This window comes from Mycobacterium sp. ABE4_509, from assembly GCF_056160785.1.
This window is the reverse complement of sequence record NZ_JBSWXU010000113.1, coordinates 1-17,863: the sequence shown is the minus strand read 5'-3', so window position 1 is coordinate 17,863 and position 17,863 is coordinate 1. Positions and strand designations below refer to the sequence as shown.

At 68.1% G+C, this 17,863-nt stretch carries 18 protein-coding genes and 1 pseudogene; 4 read left to right on the top strand and 15 right to left on the bottom strand.

Going from position 1 to position 17,863, the window contains the following annotated elements:
- From ACXAID_RS20695 to fadD5, 6 genes are all read right to left on the bottom strand, one after another.
- Positions 1-1,425: virulence factor Mce family protein (locus tag ACXAID_RS20695; protein ID WP_475024078.1), on the bottom strand; the 1,425-nt coding region annotated here is incomplete at its 3' end.
- Positions 1,422-2,453, bottom strand: a complete 1,032-nt coding sequence (locus ACXAID_RS20690) for an MCE family protein (RefSeq protein WP_475024077.1) — start codon at positions 2,451-2,453, stop codon at positions 1,422-1,424. The genes ACXAID_RS20695 and ACXAID_RS20690, both read right to left, overlap by 4 nt.
- Positions 2,450-3,667 carry an MCE family protein gene (locus tag ACXAID_RS20685; RefSeq protein ID WP_475024076.1) on the bottom strand — a complete coding sequence of 406 codons (1,218 nt, stop codon included), beginning with the start codon at positions 3,665-3,667 and terminating at the stop codon, positions 2,450-2,452. The genes ACXAID_RS20690 and ACXAID_RS20685 overlap by 4 nt, the downstream gene beginning before the upstream one ends.
- A 4-nt stretch (positions 3,668-3,671) precedes the next feature.
- On the bottom strand, positions 3,672-4,541 hold the full coding sequence (locus tag ACXAID_RS20680) for an MlaE family ABC transporter permease (protein WP_475024075.1): 870 nt from the start codon (positions 4,539-4,541) through the stop codon (positions 3,672-3,674).
- Position 4,542: 1 nt separating this feature from the next.
- Positions 4,543-5,259: an MlaE family ABC transporter permease gene (locus ACXAID_RS20675; RefSeq protein ID WP_475024082.1), complete on the bottom strand. Its 717-nt coding sequence runs from the start codon at positions 5,257-5,259 to the stop codon at positions 4,543-4,545.
- Between the two features lie 307 nt (positions 5,260-5,566).
- Positions 5,567-7,258, bottom strand: coding sequence for a fatty-acid--CoA ligase FadD5 (gene fadD5, locus ACXAID_RS20670; RefSeq protein ID WP_475024074.1), 1,692 nt, complete (start codon positions 7,256-7,258; stop codon positions 5,567-5,569).
- A gap of 147 nt (positions 7,259-7,405) precedes the next feature.
- Here fadD5 and ACXAID_RS20665 point away from each other — a divergent pair, with 147 nt between their 5' ends.
- A complete protein-coding gene (locus tag ACXAID_RS20665; protein ID WP_475024073.1) occupies positions 7,406-8,092 on the top strand; it encodes a GntR family transcriptional regulator in 687 nt (228 codons plus the stop codon).
- A gap of 22 nt (positions 8,093-8,114) precedes the next feature.
- On the opposite strand, the gene ACXAID_RS20660 is transcribed toward ACXAID_RS20665, so the two are convergent.
- Both ACXAID_RS20660 and ACXAID_RS20655 read right to left on the bottom strand, forming a co-directional pair.
- Complete coding sequence (locus tag ACXAID_RS20660; RefSeq protein WP_475024072.1) at positions 8,115-8,555, bottom strand: SRPBCC family protein; 441 nt, start codon at positions 8,553-8,555, stop codon at positions 8,115-8,117.
- A 15-nt stretch (positions 8,556-8,570) separates the two neighbouring features.
- Positions 8,571-9,242 carry a TetR/AcrR family transcriptional regulator gene (locus tag ACXAID_RS20655; protein WP_475024071.1) on the bottom strand — a complete coding sequence of 224 codons (672 nt, stop codon included), beginning with the start codon at positions 9,240-9,242 and terminating at the stop codon, positions 8,571-8,573.
- 136 nt (positions 9,243-9,378) lie between these two features.
- Here ACXAID_RS20655 and ACXAID_RS20650 point away from each other — a divergent pair.
- A pseudogene (locus tag ACXAID_RS20650) lies at positions 9,379-9,489 on the top strand (CAP domain-containing protein); the annotation flags it as partial.
- Here ACXAID_RS20650 and ACXAID_RS20645 read toward each other — a convergent pair.
- From ACXAID_RS20645 to ACXAID_RS20620, 6 genes are all read right to left on the bottom strand, one after another.
- Complete coding sequence (locus ACXAID_RS20645; RefSeq protein WP_475024070.1) at positions 9,474-9,899, bottom strand: hypothetical protein; 426 nt, start codon at positions 9,897-9,899, stop codon at positions 9,474-9,476. The pseudogene ACXAID_RS20650 and the gene ACXAID_RS20645 overlap by 16 nt on opposite strands.
- 140 nt (positions 9,900-10,039) lie before the next feature.
- Positions 10,040-11,473: an NAD(P)(+) transhydrogenase (Re/Si-specific) subunit beta gene (locus ACXAID_RS20640; protein WP_475024069.1), complete on the bottom strand. Its 1,434-nt coding sequence runs from the start codon at positions 11,471-11,473 to the stop codon at positions 10,040-10,042.
- Positions 11,470-11,793: an NAD(P) transhydrogenase subunit alpha part 2 gene (locus ACXAID_RS20635; protein ID WP_475024068.1), complete on the bottom strand. Its 324-nt coding sequence runs from the start codon at positions 11,791-11,793 to the stop codon at positions 11,470-11,472. Before ACXAID_RS20635 ends, ACXAID_RS20640 begins: the two co-directional genes overlap by 4 nt.
- A 4-nt stretch (positions 11,794-11,797) precedes the next feature.
- Complete coding sequence (locus ACXAID_RS20630) at positions 11,798-12,916, bottom strand: Re/Si-specific NAD(P)(+) transhydrogenase subunit alpha (protein ID WP_475024067.1); 1,119 nt, start codon at positions 12,914-12,916, stop codon at positions 11,798-11,800.
- 136 nt (positions 12,917-13,052) lie between these two features.
- A complete protein-coding gene (locus ACXAID_RS20625) occupies positions 13,053-14,255 on the bottom strand; it encodes a sensor histidine kinase (protein ID WP_475024081.1) in 1,203 nt (400 codons plus the stop codon).
- A 49-nt stretch (positions 14,256-14,304) separates the two neighbouring features.
- Positions 14,305-14,943, bottom strand: a complete 639-nt coding sequence (locus ACXAID_RS20620; protein ID WP_475024080.1) for a response regulator — start codon at positions 14,941-14,943, stop codon at positions 14,305-14,307.
- A 191-nt stretch (positions 14,944-15,134) separates the two neighbouring features.
- Here ACXAID_RS20620 and ACXAID_RS20615 point away from each other — a divergent pair, with 191 nt between their 5' ends.
- Both ACXAID_RS20615 and ACXAID_RS20610 read left to right on the top strand, forming a co-directional pair.
- Positions 15,135-16,397: an acyl-CoA dehydrogenase family protein gene (locus ACXAID_RS20615; protein WP_475024079.1), complete on the top strand. Its 1,263-nt coding sequence runs from the start codon at positions 15,135-15,137 to the stop codon at positions 16,395-16,397.
- Positions 16,398-16,399: 2 nt separating this feature from the next.
- The gene (locus ACXAID_RS20610) at positions 16,400-17,209 is read left to right on the top strand and encodes a tyrosine-protein phosphatase (protein WP_475024066.1); all 810 of its coding nucleotides are present in this window, start codon (positions 16,400-16,402) and stop codon (positions 17,207-17,209) included.
- Between the two features lie 219 nt (positions 17,210-17,428).
- On the opposite strand, the gene ACXAID_RS20605 is transcribed toward ACXAID_RS20610, so the two are convergent.
- Positions 17,429-17,863 (bottom strand): Ig-like domain-containing protein (locus tag ACXAID_RS20605; RefSeq protein ID WP_475024065.1); only part of this gene is annotated, 435 nt, incomplete at its 5' end.

Below are 17,863 nucleotides of genomic sequence, written 5' to 3'. Positions count from 1 at the left end.
GGGCTGCGGTTCCAGCGGGACGGTCCGGGCGCCGGGCGGGGCGGGCGGCAGCGGGACCCGCGCACCGGGGACGTCCGGCGACAGTTGACCCGGGATGGCCGCGGCCGGGAGCCCCGGCGCCGGTTGCGGCCCATGCGCGTTGGGCGCCGAGGTCGCCACGTTGGGTCCCGAGTAGTTGGGCCCGTACGGATTGTCGCCGAACGGTCCCATCGTGAGATCGGCGCACGGCAGCGGATCACCGGGCCGCGGCAGCCCGTCGGCCGGCGGGGTGTACGAACACGGAGAGCCCTTGAGCACGCCGGGGCCCGGATTCTCCGGGGTGCCTTCGATCGGCTGGGGAGCCGGCGGCGGCGCGCCGTTGGGGAATCCGACTCCGTTCGGGTCCGGGAAACGGAAGGCCGGCAGACCGGCGTTGCGCCAGAACTCCTCCGGGTCGATCCCGCGTTTCTTGAACGCCGCGTCGACGAACGGCTGCAGGATCCAGTAGGGGGCCAGGTTGGCCAGCATCACCTTGAAGTACGGGCCCGAAGCGAGCGCCTCACCGAGGGAGACCATGAACTTCGACAGCGACGACAACGTGTCGGCCAGGTCCAGCCGGCGCTCGGCCAGCACATCGCTGATGACCCGCAGCTGTTCCAGGACGCGGTTGAGGTTGGGGTTGTCGTCGATCACGCCGCGTACCTGCTCGGAGAAGGTCGCGACGCGTTCGAGTAGTTGGCTCACCGCATAGTTGCGTTCGTTGACCGCCGCGAGCAGCGTCTGGGCGTTGACGAACAGCCGGTTGATCTGTTCGCTGCGGTTGCCCAGGACCCCGGCCACCTCGTTGGCGTTGGCCAGCAGCGTCTTGATCTGGTCGTCGCGCTTTCCGATGGTGTCGGAGAACCGGGCGACGCCGTCGAGCGCGGCGCTCAGCTGCGGGTAGGTCTGGTCGATGGTTTCGGAGAGCACGTTCAGCGACTCCTTGACCGTCTGGGTGTCCCAGCCGGCAGCGGAGTTGCTGAGGTCGAAGAACGCATCGTAGATCTGGTACGGGGTGGTGGTCTGGCCCAGCGGCAGTGTCCCGTTGGGCGCCAACGGATCGTTGCCCCGCGGTTCGATCTCGATGTTTCGCCGGCCGAGGATGGTGTCGGTCCGGATGGCCGCGCGGCTCTCGCTGCCGATCTGGGTGCCGCCCAACGAGAATCCGATGGCGACCTTGTCGCCCTCGATCTCCATCGAGCGCACGTTGCCGACGTCGACTCCGGCGATGCGGACCTTGTCTCCGGTGTTGAGGCCCCCGGTGTCGGCGAACTGCGCGTAGTACGTCGGCGTCGCGAACAGCATCGGCACACTGGCGAAGCTCTGTCCCACGCCGATGACGACGACCAGCAGGATGATGCCCATCAACCCGTTGCGGACCCGGTTGGAACCCTCGAGGACTCTCATTTCGGCGTGCACCTGCCCGTGGGCTGGCTCCAGACCTTGACGGTTCGGGTCGGACCGCCGGGTTGCAGGCCGTTGAGCTTCAGCGAGATGTCGCAGGCGTAGAAGTTGAAGAAGTCGCCGTAGATGCCGCCCGAGCGGCCGATGATCGCCAGCGCGTCAGGCAGTTGGTCCAACAGGCTGTTCAGCTCGCCGGCCTGGTCGACGAGCGGCTGGTTGAATACCTCGAGCTTGCTGACCGTGCTCTGCAGCAGCGGCCGGTTGTCGGCCAGCAGGTCGCCGATGGTGCCTGCGGCGTCACTGATGTCGGCCACCGAGGTGGCCAGCGGGTCGGCGCGGTTCTTCAGGCCGGTGATGAGCACCTCGAAGTTCTGGACGGTTTCGTCGAACTGCTGCTGATGCTTGACGGTGGTGTCGAGCACGGTGTTGAGGTTGGTGATGACCTCGCCGATGGCCTGGTCCCGGTCGGCCAGCGCGGAGGTCAGCGACGCGGTCTGGTCGAGGATGTCGTTGATGGTTCCGCCCTGCCCCTGGAACACCGTGATCAGCGACTGCGCGATGGTGTTGACCTTCTCGGGCTCCAGCGACTGGAACACCGGGCGGAAACCGCCGATCAGCGCGTCGAGGTCGAGCGCGGGCTCGGTGAGGTTTATCGGGATCGTCGCTCCTGCAGGGAGCTTCGTATTGCTCTCACCCCGGGACAGTTCGAGGTAGCGGTCGCCGATGAGGTTGAGGTAGCGGATCGAGGCGCGGGTCTCGTCGAACAGCTCCAGGGACCGGTCGACGCTGAAGTCGACCCGGACCTGGGTGCCGCCTTCGATGAGTTCGACGTCGCCGACCTTGCCGACCTCGACCCCCGATGCCCGCACGAACTGGCCGGGCCGCAGGCCGCTGGCACTGGAGAAGATCGCCGAATACCCCGTGGTGCGGTCGAATCGGATCTGTCCGAAGACGACGATGATGATCGCGGTGAACATGAGCAGCACCAGGGAGAAGGCGCCGAGCTTGATCGCGGTTCCGGTGATCTTCATGGGTTGATCGTGTACTCCCCGACTTGGCGTCCCCACACGTATTCGGTGAGCAGCGGCTGGCCGAGCCCGATGTGGTTGTACGGGGCGATCGACGCGCCGGTGTCCAGCACCAGGAACGGTGCCGGCCACAGGTCGCGGGTGATGGGCTGCCAGCAGCCGGGACGGCCGCCGGGGCCGCCCTTGGCGTTGACGCGCGGCAGGTTGTCCGGATAGACGTACGGGTTGGCCGCGCCCAGACCGAGGACCTCCGAATGGGTTCGCAGCGAGTAGCCGTTTCCACCGAGCGCGGCGCTGATCTTGGGTTCCACATCGTGGTAGTTGCGGATCATGCAGAAGAAGGACGGGCTGTACTCGTCGAGCAGCGCCGTCGTCGGAATCAAGTCTTCGGCGGCCCGGGTCAGGTACGGCCCGCCGCGTTCGAAGACGTCGCCGCCGGTGTTGCCGAATCCGACGGCGGCCATCAGAGCCGCGTCGACATCGCCGCGCTGCTCGTTGAACGTCCGCGCGGTGGTGACCGCGTTCTGCAGCCCGTCGAACAGATCCGGTGCCGCGTCGGCGTAGATCTCACCGAGATCGGCGAGCAGCTCGGTGTCCCGCCGGATCTGCGGCATCCGGGGATTGACCTCGGCCAGGATCTCGTTGCCGTCCACGATCGATTCGCCGAACCGCTCCCCGAGCCCGTCGAGCGCCTCGGCGGTGGCGGTCAGTGTCTGGTTCAGCTTGATCGGGTCCACCTGCTCGGCCACCTCGACCACGGTCTCGAACAACGTGTTGAACTCGGTGGTCACCGAGGTCACGTCGATCACGTCGCTGGGCTCGATACGTTCGCGGGAAGGATCTTTCGGAGTCGAGAACGACACGTACTTGTTGCCGAACACGGTGGTTGCGCTGATATCAGCGTTGACGTTGCGCGGGATCAGGTCGAGGTATTTGGGGTCGACCTCGAGGATGATCTTGGCTCTGGGTTCGTCCCCGACGGTGACCTGTTCCACCGTCCCGACCCGGCCGATCTGGACTCCGTTGTAGGTGACCTTGGCGCCGGGATCCATCGACAGGCCCGCCCGCGCCGACATCATGGTCAGCTGCGTCCTGGGCAGGAAGTCACCGCGGAACTGCATGTACACCGCGACGAGCACCGCGACGGTCAGCAGCGCCAGCACCAGCCCGGCGATCTTGTACGGCGGCTGGCGTCTTGCGTTCTCGGGCGCGGTCATGGCGCTACACCGTCAGGTTGAAGTTCGGGTCGACGCCGTAGAGCGCCAACGAGGCGAACAGGACCACGCACACGATCGCGACCAGGGAGGCCCGCATCGAACGGCCGACCGCCTCGCCGACGCCGACCGGGCCACCGCTGGCGAAATAGCCGTAGTAGCAGTGGTTGAGCATGACGATCACCGAGATGATGATCGCCTGCACGAATGACCAGAACACGTCGTCGGGCCGCAGGAAGGTGCGGAAGTAGTGCTCGTAGGTGCCGATCGACTGGCCGTAGAAGACCGTGGTGGTCACCTGTGCGGACAGGAAGCTCATGATGATGGCCATCGCGTAGAGCGGGATGATCACCACGAAGCCGGCCATGATGCGCGTCGAGACCAGGTACGAGATCGACTTGATGCCCATCACCTCGAGCGCGTCGATCTCTTCGCTGATGCGCATGGCGCCCAGTTCGGCGGTCGCACCGGCGCCCACCGTGGCGGCCAGGGCCTGCCCGGCCACGACGGGAGCCGCGATGCGCACGTTGATCAGTGCGGCGAAGAATCCGGTGAACGCCTCGACACCGATGTTGCCCAGCGATGCGAATCCCTGGATGGCCACCAGCGAGGACCCCGACAGCGTGACGAACCCGACGATGGCGACGGTGCCGCCGATGACGGCCATCGCCCCGGTCCCCATGCCGATCTCGGCGATCAGGCGCAGCATCTCGCGGCGGTAGTAGCGCAGCGCGTGGCCGATCGAACCGACGGCGGTGACGACGAACCACGCGACGTGGCCCATCGACTCCAGGCCCCGGCCCGGTGCGCCGGCCCATTTCTCGGCGGCGGCGACTCCCCGCGGGAAGCGGGCCCGGATGACGGTGGAGGTCGACACTTCAGCTCCCCGTTCCGAATCGGACGCCGATGGTGGTCAGGACGACGTTCACGGCGAACAGCGCGATCACGCAGAGCACCAGGGTCTCGTTGACCGCGGTGCCGACGCCTTTGGCGCCGCCGGCCACGGTCAGCCCGCGGTAGCAGCCGACCAGGCCGGCGATCAGGCCGAAGGTGGCGGCCTTGACGATCGAGATGACCACCTCGGGCAGGCCGGTGATCAGCGTCAGGGTCGACACGTAGGCACCTGCCGAGACGTTCTGCAGGTAGACGCCGAAGATGAAGCCGCCGACCAGGCCGACGGTGATCACGGCGCCGTTGAGCAGGATCGCCACGAACGTCGAGGCGACCACCCGGGGCACCACCAGCCGGTGGATCGGGTCGATCCCGAGTACCTCGAGTGCGTCGATCTCCTCGCGGATGGTCCGGGCCCCCAGGTCCGCGCAGATCGCTGTGGAGCCGGCGCCGGCGACGACGAGCACGGTGACCAGCGGTCCGAGCTGGGTGACCGCACCGATGGCCGCGCCGGCGCCCGAGACGTCGGCGGCACCGAACTCGGCGAGCAGGATGTTCAGCGTGAAGATGAGCAGCACGGTCAGCGGGATGGACACCGCCAGGGTGGGCAGGAAGGCCACCCGCATCAGGAACCAGCTCTGCAGGATGAACTCACGCCACTGGAAGGGCGGTCGCAGTAACGCTTTTCCGACGAGCACGCACATCCGGACGAAGCCGCCGACGGCTTCCAGGCCCGGCTTGGTTTGCTCGCGGACGTACGCCGACAGGCTCGCGGAGTTCTTCGGGGGAGCCGTCACCGACGTACTCCCGCGATGATCCCGCGGCTGGTATGGCGCTCCGGCAACACCTGTCGCACGCCCCCTTCCAGCCCTGGCCCGGTCCGTGTGAGCACCGCCCTAACTACCGGTGAGTAGCAAGGCGGACCACCGGACTGTACCCGATGGGGTAGCTGCGATGTACCGCATCTGCGGGATTGACCACCGAACCGTTGGCAAACGGGTCACCTCTCGCCTAGTCCCGGAAACGGCCGGTTGAAGTGGTTGCCCGAGAGGAACTTTCGTCGGCGTCAATCTCCCACTGAGCGCCGAACAGTTCACGCAATTCTGTCTTGAGCACTTTGCCGGCGGGGTTGCGCGGCAGCGCGTCGATGATCTCGACCGCCTTGGGATGTTTGTAGCGGGCGAGTTTTACCGACAGGAAGTCCTCGAGATCGCTCAACTGCAGCGATGACTCGCTCGCGGGGCCCTGCGAGCCGCGCACCACCACTACGGCGACGGGGACCTCGCCCCATCTCGGATGCGCGCGCCCGACCACGGCGACTTCGACGATGTCGGGGTGGGCCGCCAGGGCGTTCTCCACCTCGGCGCAGTAGATGTTCTCGCCGCCGGAGATGATCATGTCCTTCTTACGATCGACGACCCAGATGTAACCCTCTTCGTCCTGACGTACCAGGTCACCGGAGTGAAACCAGCCGCCTGCGAACGCTTCTGCGGTGGCCTCGGGTTTGTTCCAGTAGCCCGCCATCAATGTCGGTGCCCGGTAGACGATCTCGCCGACCTGGCCCACGGGGACGTCGTTCATCTCATCGTCGACGATGCGGGCGGAGACGGTGGGGATCACCTTGCCCACCGATCCGAGTTTGCGGATGGCGTCGTCGCCCAACAGCATGCAGGTGACCGGCGACATCTCGGTCTGGCCGAATGCGGCGAGGATCTGGGCGCCGGGGAAGGTGTCGGCCATGTCGCGCAGCAGGGTGTCCGAGGCCGGGGCGGCTCCCCACGACAGTACCCGAAGGCGCAGTCGGCGCGGGTTGGCCCGCTGCGCCGCGCACACCGCCTGCCACTGTGCCGGAACCAGGAAGATCCCGGTCACCTCTTCGGCTTCCAGCACGTCGAGCAGTTCGCCCGGGTCGAAGGCGCCCAGCGGGTAGATCACGGTGGGCCGGCCCAGCAGCAGACCGAAGATGGTGTTTCCGATGCCGGCGATGTGGAACAGCGGGACCCCGACGAAACCGATGTCCTGGTTGATGTCGGCACCGTTGGTGAACAGGTGGGTCATCGCCTGACCGGCGAGATTGTTGTGGGTGAGCACGGCACCCTTGGGCAGACCGGTGGTCCCCGAGGTGTACATGATCAGGGCGGCGGAGTCGTCGGGGATGTCGACCACGATCTCCGGTGAGGAAACCGGGTTCCCCCCGTCGCCCACCAGATCCTCATAGGCGAGCACTCCTTCGGCGGTGCCGCCGCCGGTGACGATGACCGTGCCCAGTTCCGGATCCAGATCGCGGACCGCACAGGCCACCGGCGCCAGTACCGCCTCGGTGATGATGACCCGGGCGGCGCAGTCGGAGACCAGGTAGCCGATTTCGGCCGGGGTCATCCGGAAGTTCACCGGGACCGCGATCGCGCCGAGCTTGTTGACCGCGAGCACCGATTCGAGGAACTCGGGGCGGTTGAGCATCAGGATGAGCACCCGGTCGCCGAAGCCGACGCGGTGTCCGCGCAGCGCGCCGGCCAGGGCCGTCACCCGGGCGTCGAGCTGACCCCAGGTGGTGGTCTTGCCGAGGAACCGCAGTGCGGTCGCGTCGGGCTGCATGAGCGCGTGCCTGGCGAGCTGATTGGTCCAGTTCTGCCTGCGGGCCAGGTAGGGCTGCACCGGGGGGTGGGCGGGAACGGACTCAGGCGGGCCGGCGGGAACGGTCACGTCTCCTGCTTCGTGGGGGATGAGTTGCGGAGGATCGAGATTTGATCAAACATGGTGTTGCCCCGGTCACAGTATGGCCCCGGCGGGCTTACGACAACCCCAAGTCGTCGCGTCGGCCAGATCAGCCGGGAAGGGCCACCGATTCCGATGAACGCTCCCGCTCGCACGGGGCCTACGGGCGCGGTACGCCGCGAGCAGCTCTCCGACGAAGTCGCCGCACGCCTGCGGGCCGAGATCATGACGGGGACGCTGCGCCCGGACTCCTTCATCCGGCTCGACGAGACCGCCGCCCGGCTCGGGGTCAGCATGATGCCGGTGCGCGAGGCGCTGCGCACGCTGCGCGGCGAGGGCATGGTCGAACTGGAGCCGCACCGCGGTCACCGGGTGGTCCCGCTGAGCCGCGCCGACATCGAGGACATCTTCTGGCTGCAGGCCACGATCGCCCGGGAGCTCGCCGCCACCACGGCCCGCCGGATCACCGATGAGCAGATCGACGAGCTGGTGGGGCTCAACGCCCGGCTGGCGGCCGCGGCCGAGGCGCACGACCCGGACCATGTGGCGCAGTGCGAGTTCGCGTTCCACCGGGCGTTCAACCGGGCCAGCGGGCGGATCAAGCTGGCGTGGTTCCTGCTGCACGCCGCGCGCTATCTACCGCCGAATCTGTTCGCCACCGATGAGGGCTGGGCTTCGGGTGCGGTGGCCAGCCACGGTGAGTTGATCGAGGCGTTGCGCCGGCACGACGTCAAGACCGTCGTCGACCTCACCGAGGGACAGTTCACCGACGGTCTCGACCGGCTGCTGGCGTATCTGGACCGGGTAGGGCTCTGGGACTGACCTGCAGCCCGGACCGGTACCGCTAACCGGCGGCCAGCTGCTCGGCGCGGGCCTTGAGGTTGTCGGCCAGGTATTCCAGCGTGTCGTTGACGGCCTTCTTCACCATCTGCTTCGGGATCGGCATGGTGGTTTCCACATCCAGATCCACGGTCAGCAGCGAGGTGGGCCCGATCGGCACCACGGAGAACTTCTGTTCCTGCTTGGAGAAGAAATCCCCCTGCTGCAGCATCGTGTAGATCTGGTTGTCCGCCGGGTAGTACACCGCGGTGATGAAGGTGCCCGCCTGACCCTGCACCACCACGTCGAGGCGTAGCTGGCTGGGACGGCCGTCGTTGTACCGGGCGAGCACCCAGCACCCCTTGATCTCCTCGTTCCAGTGCGGGTAGGCCTCGAAATCGGCGACGATTCCCATGATCGTCTCGGCGGAGGCGGTGACCTCCACGGTCTTGCTCACCAACGGCATCGGACGAGCATATCGTCAGAGTTCGGCGCGCAGATCCCGCGTCTGGGCCTCGACCTGGACCCCCAGCGGGGAGGCCTGCCGGATCGCGTCGTCGCGGATCAGCCCCCGCAGCAGCGCGGTGCTGAACTCCACCGCGATCTCCTGCGCGGTGCGCCGGCCGTGCGGGCGCAACCAGCGGTAGGACCCGAGGGTCATCCCGATGTAGCCCAGCGCCAGCACGTGCGAGTCGCAGTCATAGAGTTCGCCGCTGGCGATGCCGCGGTCGATCACGTCGCGGACGTGTTCGTAGACCTGGGCCTCCTTTTCGCGGATGTAGGCCACCTGCTCCTCGGTGAACCACTCCGTGATGTACGGCCCCTCCTGGAAGTAGACCGCGGCCCGTTCGATGTTGCCGGCGATACCGACGAGCAGACGCCGGGTGAAGTGGTAGATCATCTCGCGCGCCGACGCCGACGGGTCGTCGTGCAGCGCGTCGACGGTGGCGTCGGCGGCACCCTTGTAGATGTCGTAGAGGATCAGCGACTTGCTGGCGTAGTAGTGGTACACCGTCGCCTTGTTCAGCCCGACGGCGTCGGCCACGTCGTCCATCCGGGTGCCGTGGTACCCGCGTGCGGCGAACAGCTTGGTGGCCACAGCCAGCAGTTCCTCGCGACGGGACATCCCATTGGTTGTGACGGTTTCAGACATGGCGACTCACTATAGGCAGGACGGGACCGCTCAGCGGCCCACTAACTGGTTGGTTCAGTCTAGGCGGATGCCCTGTCGTCACGGGTGCGGCGGGTCTAGACTCGGCCCCTGAGCCCTGCAGGCGAGAGGTGATGACGTGGACCCGAACCCGGATTACGACGCAAGCGACGAGTTGGAGTACGGCATCAACTGGTTCGCCTGGATTCTGCGTGGCGTCTACCCGCCACCTGCCTACCCGCCGGTCTGATCGTCCCGGTCGCCCGCCGGGGCACCCTGGTGCCCGGCCCGGCCGAACCAGTGCCGGGGCACCCGTTCCCCGGCGGCTCTGATGCCGCGCGCCAACTCGGCGGCACCGCCACGCAACCGCTCGGTGGCACCGCCACGCAACCGCTCGGTGGCGCCGCCACGCAACCGGCCGACCCCCGCGGCGAGTCGGGCCATGCGCTCCCGCGCTTCCTGAACCCAGTCGCGGGGCGGCACCGGCTCGCGATCGGGGGGCCACACGATCGGCGGCTCCACAGCCACGGCGACCGGAGCGTGTAGCAGCGGCCGGCTGTCCTCGCCGTAGTGCTCACCGCACTTTCCGCAGCGCACCTCGTAGCGGGTCACCGGCGATGCGTGTTCGGACACCGTCTCGATGAAGACGTAGTCCGCCATCGACACGCATCTCGGGCACCGCGCCAGCCCACGTTCCACGACCATGTTCACAATGGCCATCGTGCGGGGCGCGACACGCGACGCGCACCAGGGGCAGAGATCTCGATGCCGGATCGGTGCCGTTTCGAGATCTGCTCCCCCTAGAGCGCTTTGAGCTCCTCGATGACCTCGGACACCGACTTCTTCGCGTCCCCGAACAGCATCGAGGTCTGGTCGGCGAAGAACAGCGGGTTCTCGATGCCGGCGTAGCCCGAACTCATCGAGCGCTTGAGCACGATGACCGATCGGGACTGGTCGACGTTGAGGATCGGCATGCCGTGGATGGGACTGGACGGATCGTTGCGTGCCGCCGGGTTGGTGACGTCGTTGGCGCCGATCACCAGGGTGACGTCGGTGCGGTTGAACTCGCCGTTGATGTCGTCCATTTCCTTCATCGCGTCGTATTCGACGTCGGCCTCGGCCAGCAGCACGTTCATGTGTCCGGGCATCCGGCCCGCTACCGGGTGGATGGCGTATTTGACCTCGACGCCCTTGTCCTCGAGCAGGTCGCCCATCTCCTTGACCGCATGCTGGGCCTGGGCCACCGCGAGCCCGTATCCGGGCACCACGATGACCTGGTTGGCGTAGGCCATCTGGATCGCCGCGTCGGCGGCGCTGGTGGCCTTGACGGTGCCCTGTTCCCCGCCGGGCCCGGCCGCGGCCGCGGCGTCGCCGCCGAAGGAGCCGAACACGATCGCGGGGATGGAACGGTTCATCGCCACGGCCATCAGGTTGGTCAGGATCGAACCCGAGGCGCCGACGATCATGCCCGCGACGATCATCGCGGTGTTGTTCAACGCCAGACCCGCTGCGGCCGCGGAGAGTCCGGTCAGCGCGTTGAGCAGGCTGATGACCACCGGCATGTCGGCGCCGCCGATCGGGAAGACCACGAACAGGCCCATCAACCCGGCCACCACCAGCACCAGCACGATCGTCCAGCTCGCGCTGCCCGTCCCGGCGCTCAGCCCGATGTAGACCGCGGCGGCCACCGCACCGATCAGCAGCACGATGTTGGCCAGCTGGAACAGCTTGGCGCTGGCGACCAGCTTCTTCTCGACGTTCTTCGGGATGGACTCCTGCAGCTTCAGGAAAGCCACCAGCGAACCCCAGAACGACACCGAGCCGACGATCGCGGCGAACAGCGAGCCGACCACCAATGCGACGGTGGGTTGCTGGTCGGGCCGGAAGTGCGCGAAGCCGTCGGTCTCGATGAACTCGGCCCAGGCGATCAGCGCCACCGTGCCGCCGCCGACGCCGTTGAACAGCGCCACCAGCTGCGGCATCGCGGTCATCTTCGTCTTCTTGGCCGGCGGCACCCCGAGCACCACGCCGATCGCCAGGCCGGCGACGATCAGGATCCAGTTGATCGCCGCGGTGTCGCGCACCGCGATCAGGGTGGCCACCACCGCGATCCCCATACCGGTCGCGGCGATCCAGTTGCCGCGTACCGCGGTCTTGGGCCCGGTCAGCCCGGACAGCCCGAGGATGAACAGCGAGAACGCGACGATGTAGAGAACGTTGACGAGGTAGGTCACTTGGCCGCCCCGTCCTTGGACGCGGCAGGCTTCTTGCCCTTGAACATGCCGAGCATGCGGTCGGTGACCAGGAAGCCGCCGATGACGTTGAGCGTGCCGAAGATCAGCGCCACGAACGCGATGGCGCGCACCCCCCAGCCGGCGTCGGCGGGCAGGTTGCCCAGCACGATCAGTGCGCCGAGCACGACGATGCCGTGGATGGCGTTGGTGCCCGACATCAGCGGGGTGTGCAGCGTATTGGGCACCTTGGAGATGACGGCGAACCCGACGAACCCGGCCAGCACCAGGATCGCGATGTTCAACAACAGCTGGTCGTACATGGCTTCAGTTCGCCTCCCGGGTGACGCACGAGGCCGCGATGACCTCGTCGTCGAAATCAGGCGCCAGCGCGCCGTCGGTGATCAGCAGGTCCAGCAGCGCGGTGACGTTCTTGGAGTACAACTCGCTGGCGTGCTCGGGCATGGTGGCCGGCAGGTTCAACGGCGAGGCGATGGTCACCCCGTGCCGGACGACGGTTTGGCCCGGCTCGGTCAGTTCGCAGTTGCCGCCGGTCTCGCCGGCCAGGTCCACCACCACGCTGCCCGATTTCATGCCCTCGACCGCGGCGGCGGTCACCAACCGCGGTGCGGGCCGGCCCGGCACCAGAGCCGTGGTGATCACCACGTCGAAGCCGGTGATCGCCTTCTCCAGTTCCTTCTGCTGCGCGGCGCGCTCGTCGTCGGTCAGCTCGCGGGCGTAGCCGCCCTCACCGGCTGCGTCTATGCCGAGGTCCAGCCACTGTGCACCCACCGAACGGACCTGGTCGGCGACCTCGGGACGCACGTCGTAGCCGGTGGTGCGGGCTCCCAGTCGCTTGGCTGTGGCCAGCGCCTGCAGACCGGCCACTCCGACACCGAGCACCAGCACCGTCGCCGGCTTCACCGTGCCCGCCGCGGTGGTCAGCATCGGGAAGAACCGCGTCGCCTCGGAGGCGGCCAGCAGCACCGACTTGTAGCCGGCGACGTTGGCCTGCGAAGACAGCGCATCCATCACCTGCGCTCGCGAGATCCGCGGGATGGCCTCCACCGCGAAGGCCTGCACGCCGGCGGCCTTGAGGGCGGCGATCTGGTTGTCGGCGTTGCGCGGGGCCAGGAACCCGATCAGGGTCTGCCCGGCACGCAGCCTGGCCACCTCCTCGGCGCTGGGTGGGGCGACCTTGACCAGCACATCGGCGGCCCAGGGGTCGCCGATGCCCGCACCGGCTTCGACGTAGAGGTCGTCGGGCAGCAGCGCGGCGTCGCCGGCGCCGGACTCCACGACGACGTTCACCCCGCTGTTGACCAGGCCGGCCACCGCCTTGGGGACCAGCGCCACCCGGCGTTCCCCGGTCCCGGACTCGGCGGGCACGCCGACGGTCACCGTCGTGCCATCAGGGCGCGGGGCGCCGGATTCGACTTCTGTCATGGCGACTTGGATCTCTTCCGTGTCTTGGTGTGGTTGCCCGCTGTCCCGCCGACGCGGGCGCGATATGTGATCAGACACCATAGCCGTTGGCGACCTCCGGAGCCGATTTCGGCCGGGTGCCGCGGTGCCGGCGGCATCACAGCCGACTCGTCGCGTCGGGCTCCGGCGGTGAGGTGACGGTGATCCGGCTGCCCCGCCCGGGCCCCGCGTCGAGGTCGAGCGCCCCGCCCATGGCGTCGAAGCGCGCCGCGACCGACCCCAATCCGATGTGGCCCCGCGCCACGGAGTCGCCGACGGTGTCGGGGTCGAAGCCGCGGCCGTCGTCGCGCACCGTCAGGACCACGCGATCACCGCGCCGGTCCAGCGTCACCCAGACCGTGGCGGCCCCGGCGTGCTTGGCCACGTTGGTCAGCAGCTCTCGGCCGGCGCGGTACAGCAGGCTCTGCGACCCCGGCTTGCCGACCTCGTCGAGTTCGGCGATGACCTCGACGTCGTTGCGGGATTGGAACTGCCGCAGCAGCTCTCGGACCGCGGCGGTCAGGCCCAGCTGGGCCAGCACCTGGGGGTGCAGCTCGGTGACGGTGTTGCGCAGCCCGGCGGCGGTGTCCTGCAGCGCGGCGTCGACCACATCGAGGACCCCGTGCACCGCCGGGTCGGCGGCGCGGTCGCGGACCTCGTCGAGCTCCAGCCTGGCGGCCAGCAGCGTCTGCAGCGGGCCGTCGTGCAGGTGCTCGGCGACCTCGCGGTTGTGCCGCTCGTCGGACTGCATGGCTTCGGAGACGAGCTGGCGGCGCGTCTCCTGCAGCGCGGCCACCCGCGACGCGCGGCGGGCCAGCACGAAGCTCAGCGCGGTGGTGGCCACCGCCATCCACACGATGAACCCCAAATGGGTGTACACGATGTCCGACAGTCCCACCGTGTCGTCGCGTTTGGCGTAGAAACTCCACACCGCCAGGTATCCGGCCGCGGTCATCGAGCCGATCAGCGCGGTCAGACCCGGCCGCTCCTGGAAGGCCACCGAGATCGGCAGCAGGAAGAACACCGGCAGCAGCGCCGCGGTCGCGCCGCCGGAGGCCAGGCACAACGCCAGGACGACCAGCAGGTCGACTCCCGTCGACACCCCTACCGCCCAGCGCGGCGCCGGCCCGCGCAGCACGGCGAACAGCCATCCCAGCGCCGCCACCGCATAGACGCCGAGGATCACCCCGTAGACCTCGGGCAGCCAGTGCTGCACCTCCCAGAACCACACCAGCACCGCGATCAGCGCGATCAGCGGCAGCCGCAACACCGCCGAGACCCGGACCGGTTCCGCGAGGAGGTGGTCGCCCCACCGGCCTATCCGCTGCGCGAAGTCGTCGCGGCGGGGGCGCTGAAGCGAAGAGGCCACGTCAGTCCAGCAGTTTGCGGCGCATGGCTTCGGCGACCGCCGCGGCCCGGTCACCGACCCCGAGCTTCTCGTAGAGGCGCTGCACATGGGTCTTGACCGTCGAGGGCGCCAGGAACAGCTCCTTGGCCATCGTCGGGATGGTGTGCCCCGCGGCGATGAGCACCAGCACCTCGCGTTCGCGGGGACTCAGCGACGGCCCGTCGGGCACCGAGCGCCGCCTGATCTCGGCGGCGAGCCCGGCGGCGACGCTGGGGGCGACGACGTCGCGGCCCTTGGCGCAGTCCAGCACCGCGGACACGAGTTCACCGCGGCTCGACTCCTTGGGCAGGAATCCGGCCGCGCCGTCCTGCAGCGCCTGGTAGACGATCGCCGCCTCGTCGTGCGCCGAGATCAGCAGTACCCGGGTCGGCAGGTCGTCGCGCCGCACCGCCGCGGCCACGGCTGCGCCGTCCATACCCGGCATCCGGTAGTCGAGCAGCGCCACCTGCGGTTGATGTTCACGGATCGCGGCCAGCGCCGCCGGTCCGTCGTCGGCCTCGGCCACCACCTCGATCGACCCGCTGGACTGCAGGGCGCGCACCATGCCGTCACGGAACATCGGGTGGTCGTCGCCGACCACCACGCGGACCCGATCCCCGATCACCGGCTCAGCCTCCCACAACCGGGCGGGCCATCACCGGTGGACGCACGCGCGGGCTGCCGGGCGAGCCGCGTCGGTGCCGGCGCCGCGGCTGGCCACTCGACTGCCCTGCTGGTCCCCGGAGTGAGTCGTACGCCTTGGCCGATGCCGGGGTTCACAGGTGTCATATCGTGGCGGGTATGGACTTCGCGATGTCAGCCAAGGCGGCCGACTACCACAAGCGGCTGACCGACTTCATGACCGAGTTCGTGTTCCCCGCCGAGGAGGCCTACCACCGCCACCGCGCCGAGGCGGGCCCGGACGACCACAGCGTGCCGCCGGTGGTCGAGGAACTCAAGGCGCTGGCCCGCGAGCGCGGCCTGTGGAATCTGTTCCTACCGGCGGTCTCGGGGCTGTCCAACCTGGAGTACGCGCCACTGGCCGAGATCACCGGGTGGAGCATGGATATCGCACCCGAGGTCGTCAACTGTGCGGCGCCCGACACCGGGAACATGGAGACGCTGCATCTGTTCGCCACCGAGGAGCAGCGCCGGCAGTGGCTGGAACCGCTGCTGGCCGGCGAGATCCGCAGTGCCTTCTCGATGACCGAGCCCGCGGTGGCCTCCAGCGACGCCCGCAACATCGAAACCCTGATCACCCGCGACGGTGGCGACTATGTCATCAACGGCCGCAAGTGGTGGACGACAGGCGCCTCGGACCCGCGCTGCAAGATCCTCATCGTGATGGGGCGCACCGATCCGGAGGCCGCCAGCCACCGTCAGCAGTCGATGATCCTGGTTCCCATCGATACCCCTGGGGTCAACATCGTTCGGTCCACCCCGGTGTTCGGCTGGCAGGACCAGCACGGCCACTGCGAGATCGTCTACGACAACGTGCGGGTGCCGGCGTCGAACCTGCTCGGCGAGGAGGGCTCCGGTTTCGCGATCGCCCAGGCCCGCCTCGGGCCGGGCCGCATCCATCACTGCATGCGCGCGCTGGGTGCGGCGGAGCGGGCGCTGGCGCTGATGACCGACCGGGTGCAGTCCCGGGTCGCGTTCGGGCGCCCGCTGGCCGAGCAGGGCGTGGTTCGCGAGCAGATCGCCAAGTCCCGCAACGCGATCGATCAGGCCCGGTTGTTGTGCGAGAAGGCGGCCTGGACCATCGACCAGCACGGCAACAAGGAAGCCCACGTGCTGGTCAGCCAGATCAAGGCGGTGGCGCCGCAGGTGGCCTGCGATGTCATCGACCGGGCGATCCAGGTGCACGGCGGTGCCGGGGTCTCCGACGACTTTCCGCTGGCCCGGCTCTACAGCTGGCACCGGGCGATGCGGTTGTTCGACGGTCCCGACGAAGTGCACATGCGCACCATCGCCCGGGCCGAGTTGGGGCGGGAGAAGTCCCCGCTCGCGACGGCAGTGAGCCGCCAATCAGGCACGGCGGCGAGCCGCCAATCACACACGGCGGCGACGAGCTAGTGGTGTCGGGGCGGCAGTACTCGGGTCAGGAGCTGTCCGGGGCGTGGAATTTCCGCGACGTCTCCGAGCAGACCGGCATCGCGCCGGGCCGGTTCTTCCGGGCCAGTGAGCTCTCCAAGCTCGACGATGCGGGCCGTACGGCCATGTCAGGCTACGGCGTCACCGACGTGGCCGACCTGCGCACCCACCGCGAGCTGGAGCGGCACGGCGCCGGCCTGGTGCCCACCGGGGTGGACATCCACCATCTGCCGTTCGTCGAAACGGTCGCCTCCGACGGTGAGGCCCCGCACGAACACGCCTTTCAGCGGATGATGACCGACAAACCCGAGGGCATGTCCGTCGCCGACGCCGCGGCGCAGTACATGACCGAGGAGTACGGCCGGTTTGCCGGCGCGCCGCTGGCGCGCAACGCCGTCCACCGCGTGGTGCATCTGCTCGGGTCGGGCCGGCGGGTGCTGGCCCACTGCTTTGCCGGCAAGGACCGCACCGGTTTCACCATTGCGGTGGTGCTGGAGGCCGCCGGGGTGGACCGCGACGCCATCATGGCCGACTACCTGCAGAGCAATGTCGCCGTTCCGCAGCTGCGGGAGAGCATCCTGGCCACGATCCGCGACCGTGCCGCGGAATCCCCCGAGCTGCTGGAGCTGGCCGAGGCGCGGCTCACCGACGCGGTGCTGGGGGTGCGCGAGCAGTATCTAGACAGCGCGCGCCGCACCCTCGACGAGGAATTCGGTTCTCTGCGTGGCTTTCTGGAGGCAGCCGGGGTCACCGACGACCACCTCGCCCGGTTGCGCGCAACTTTGCAGGGCTGACTTCCGCGTCGATCGGGTGACGGCCTTGTCAGCCCACCAACCTGATGGTGACGGTCGCTCCACCCTCGAACACATCGGCGTTCTCACCGGAAATGGGTTGTGAGTGACCTACCGCCGTCTCCGACTCGGCTGGCTTAGCCGGGTACCGACACAGGCGGGTTCAGCGCCGTCGTCTCTCCAGACACAACCGTGAGGTTCGGGCCCCGGCGATCGCGTTGCCTAGTCAGCCGCCTGGACGGTGACCGTCACCGTGCCCGTCCCCGAACCCTCGTTGCCATCGCTGACGGTGTATTCGAAAGAATCCACACCAACAAAACCATCACCGGGAAAGTACCTGCTAGACACAATGTTTCCCGACGAATCGAGCGAATGGACCAAAATCCCGTTAGCCGGATCCGTGTAACCCTCCACAACAAGGCTGTCGCCATCAGGATCAACGTCATTGGCCAGAACCTTGATAGACACCGGCTGACCCTCCACCGTCACGAACGAATCGCCATTGGCAATCGGTGCCTGATTGGCCGCCTCGACGGTGACCGTCACCGTGCCCGTCCCCGAACCCCCGTTGCCATCGCTGACGGTGTATTCGAAAGAATCCACACCAACAAAACCATCACCGGGAAAGTACCTGCTAGACACAATGTTTCCCGACGA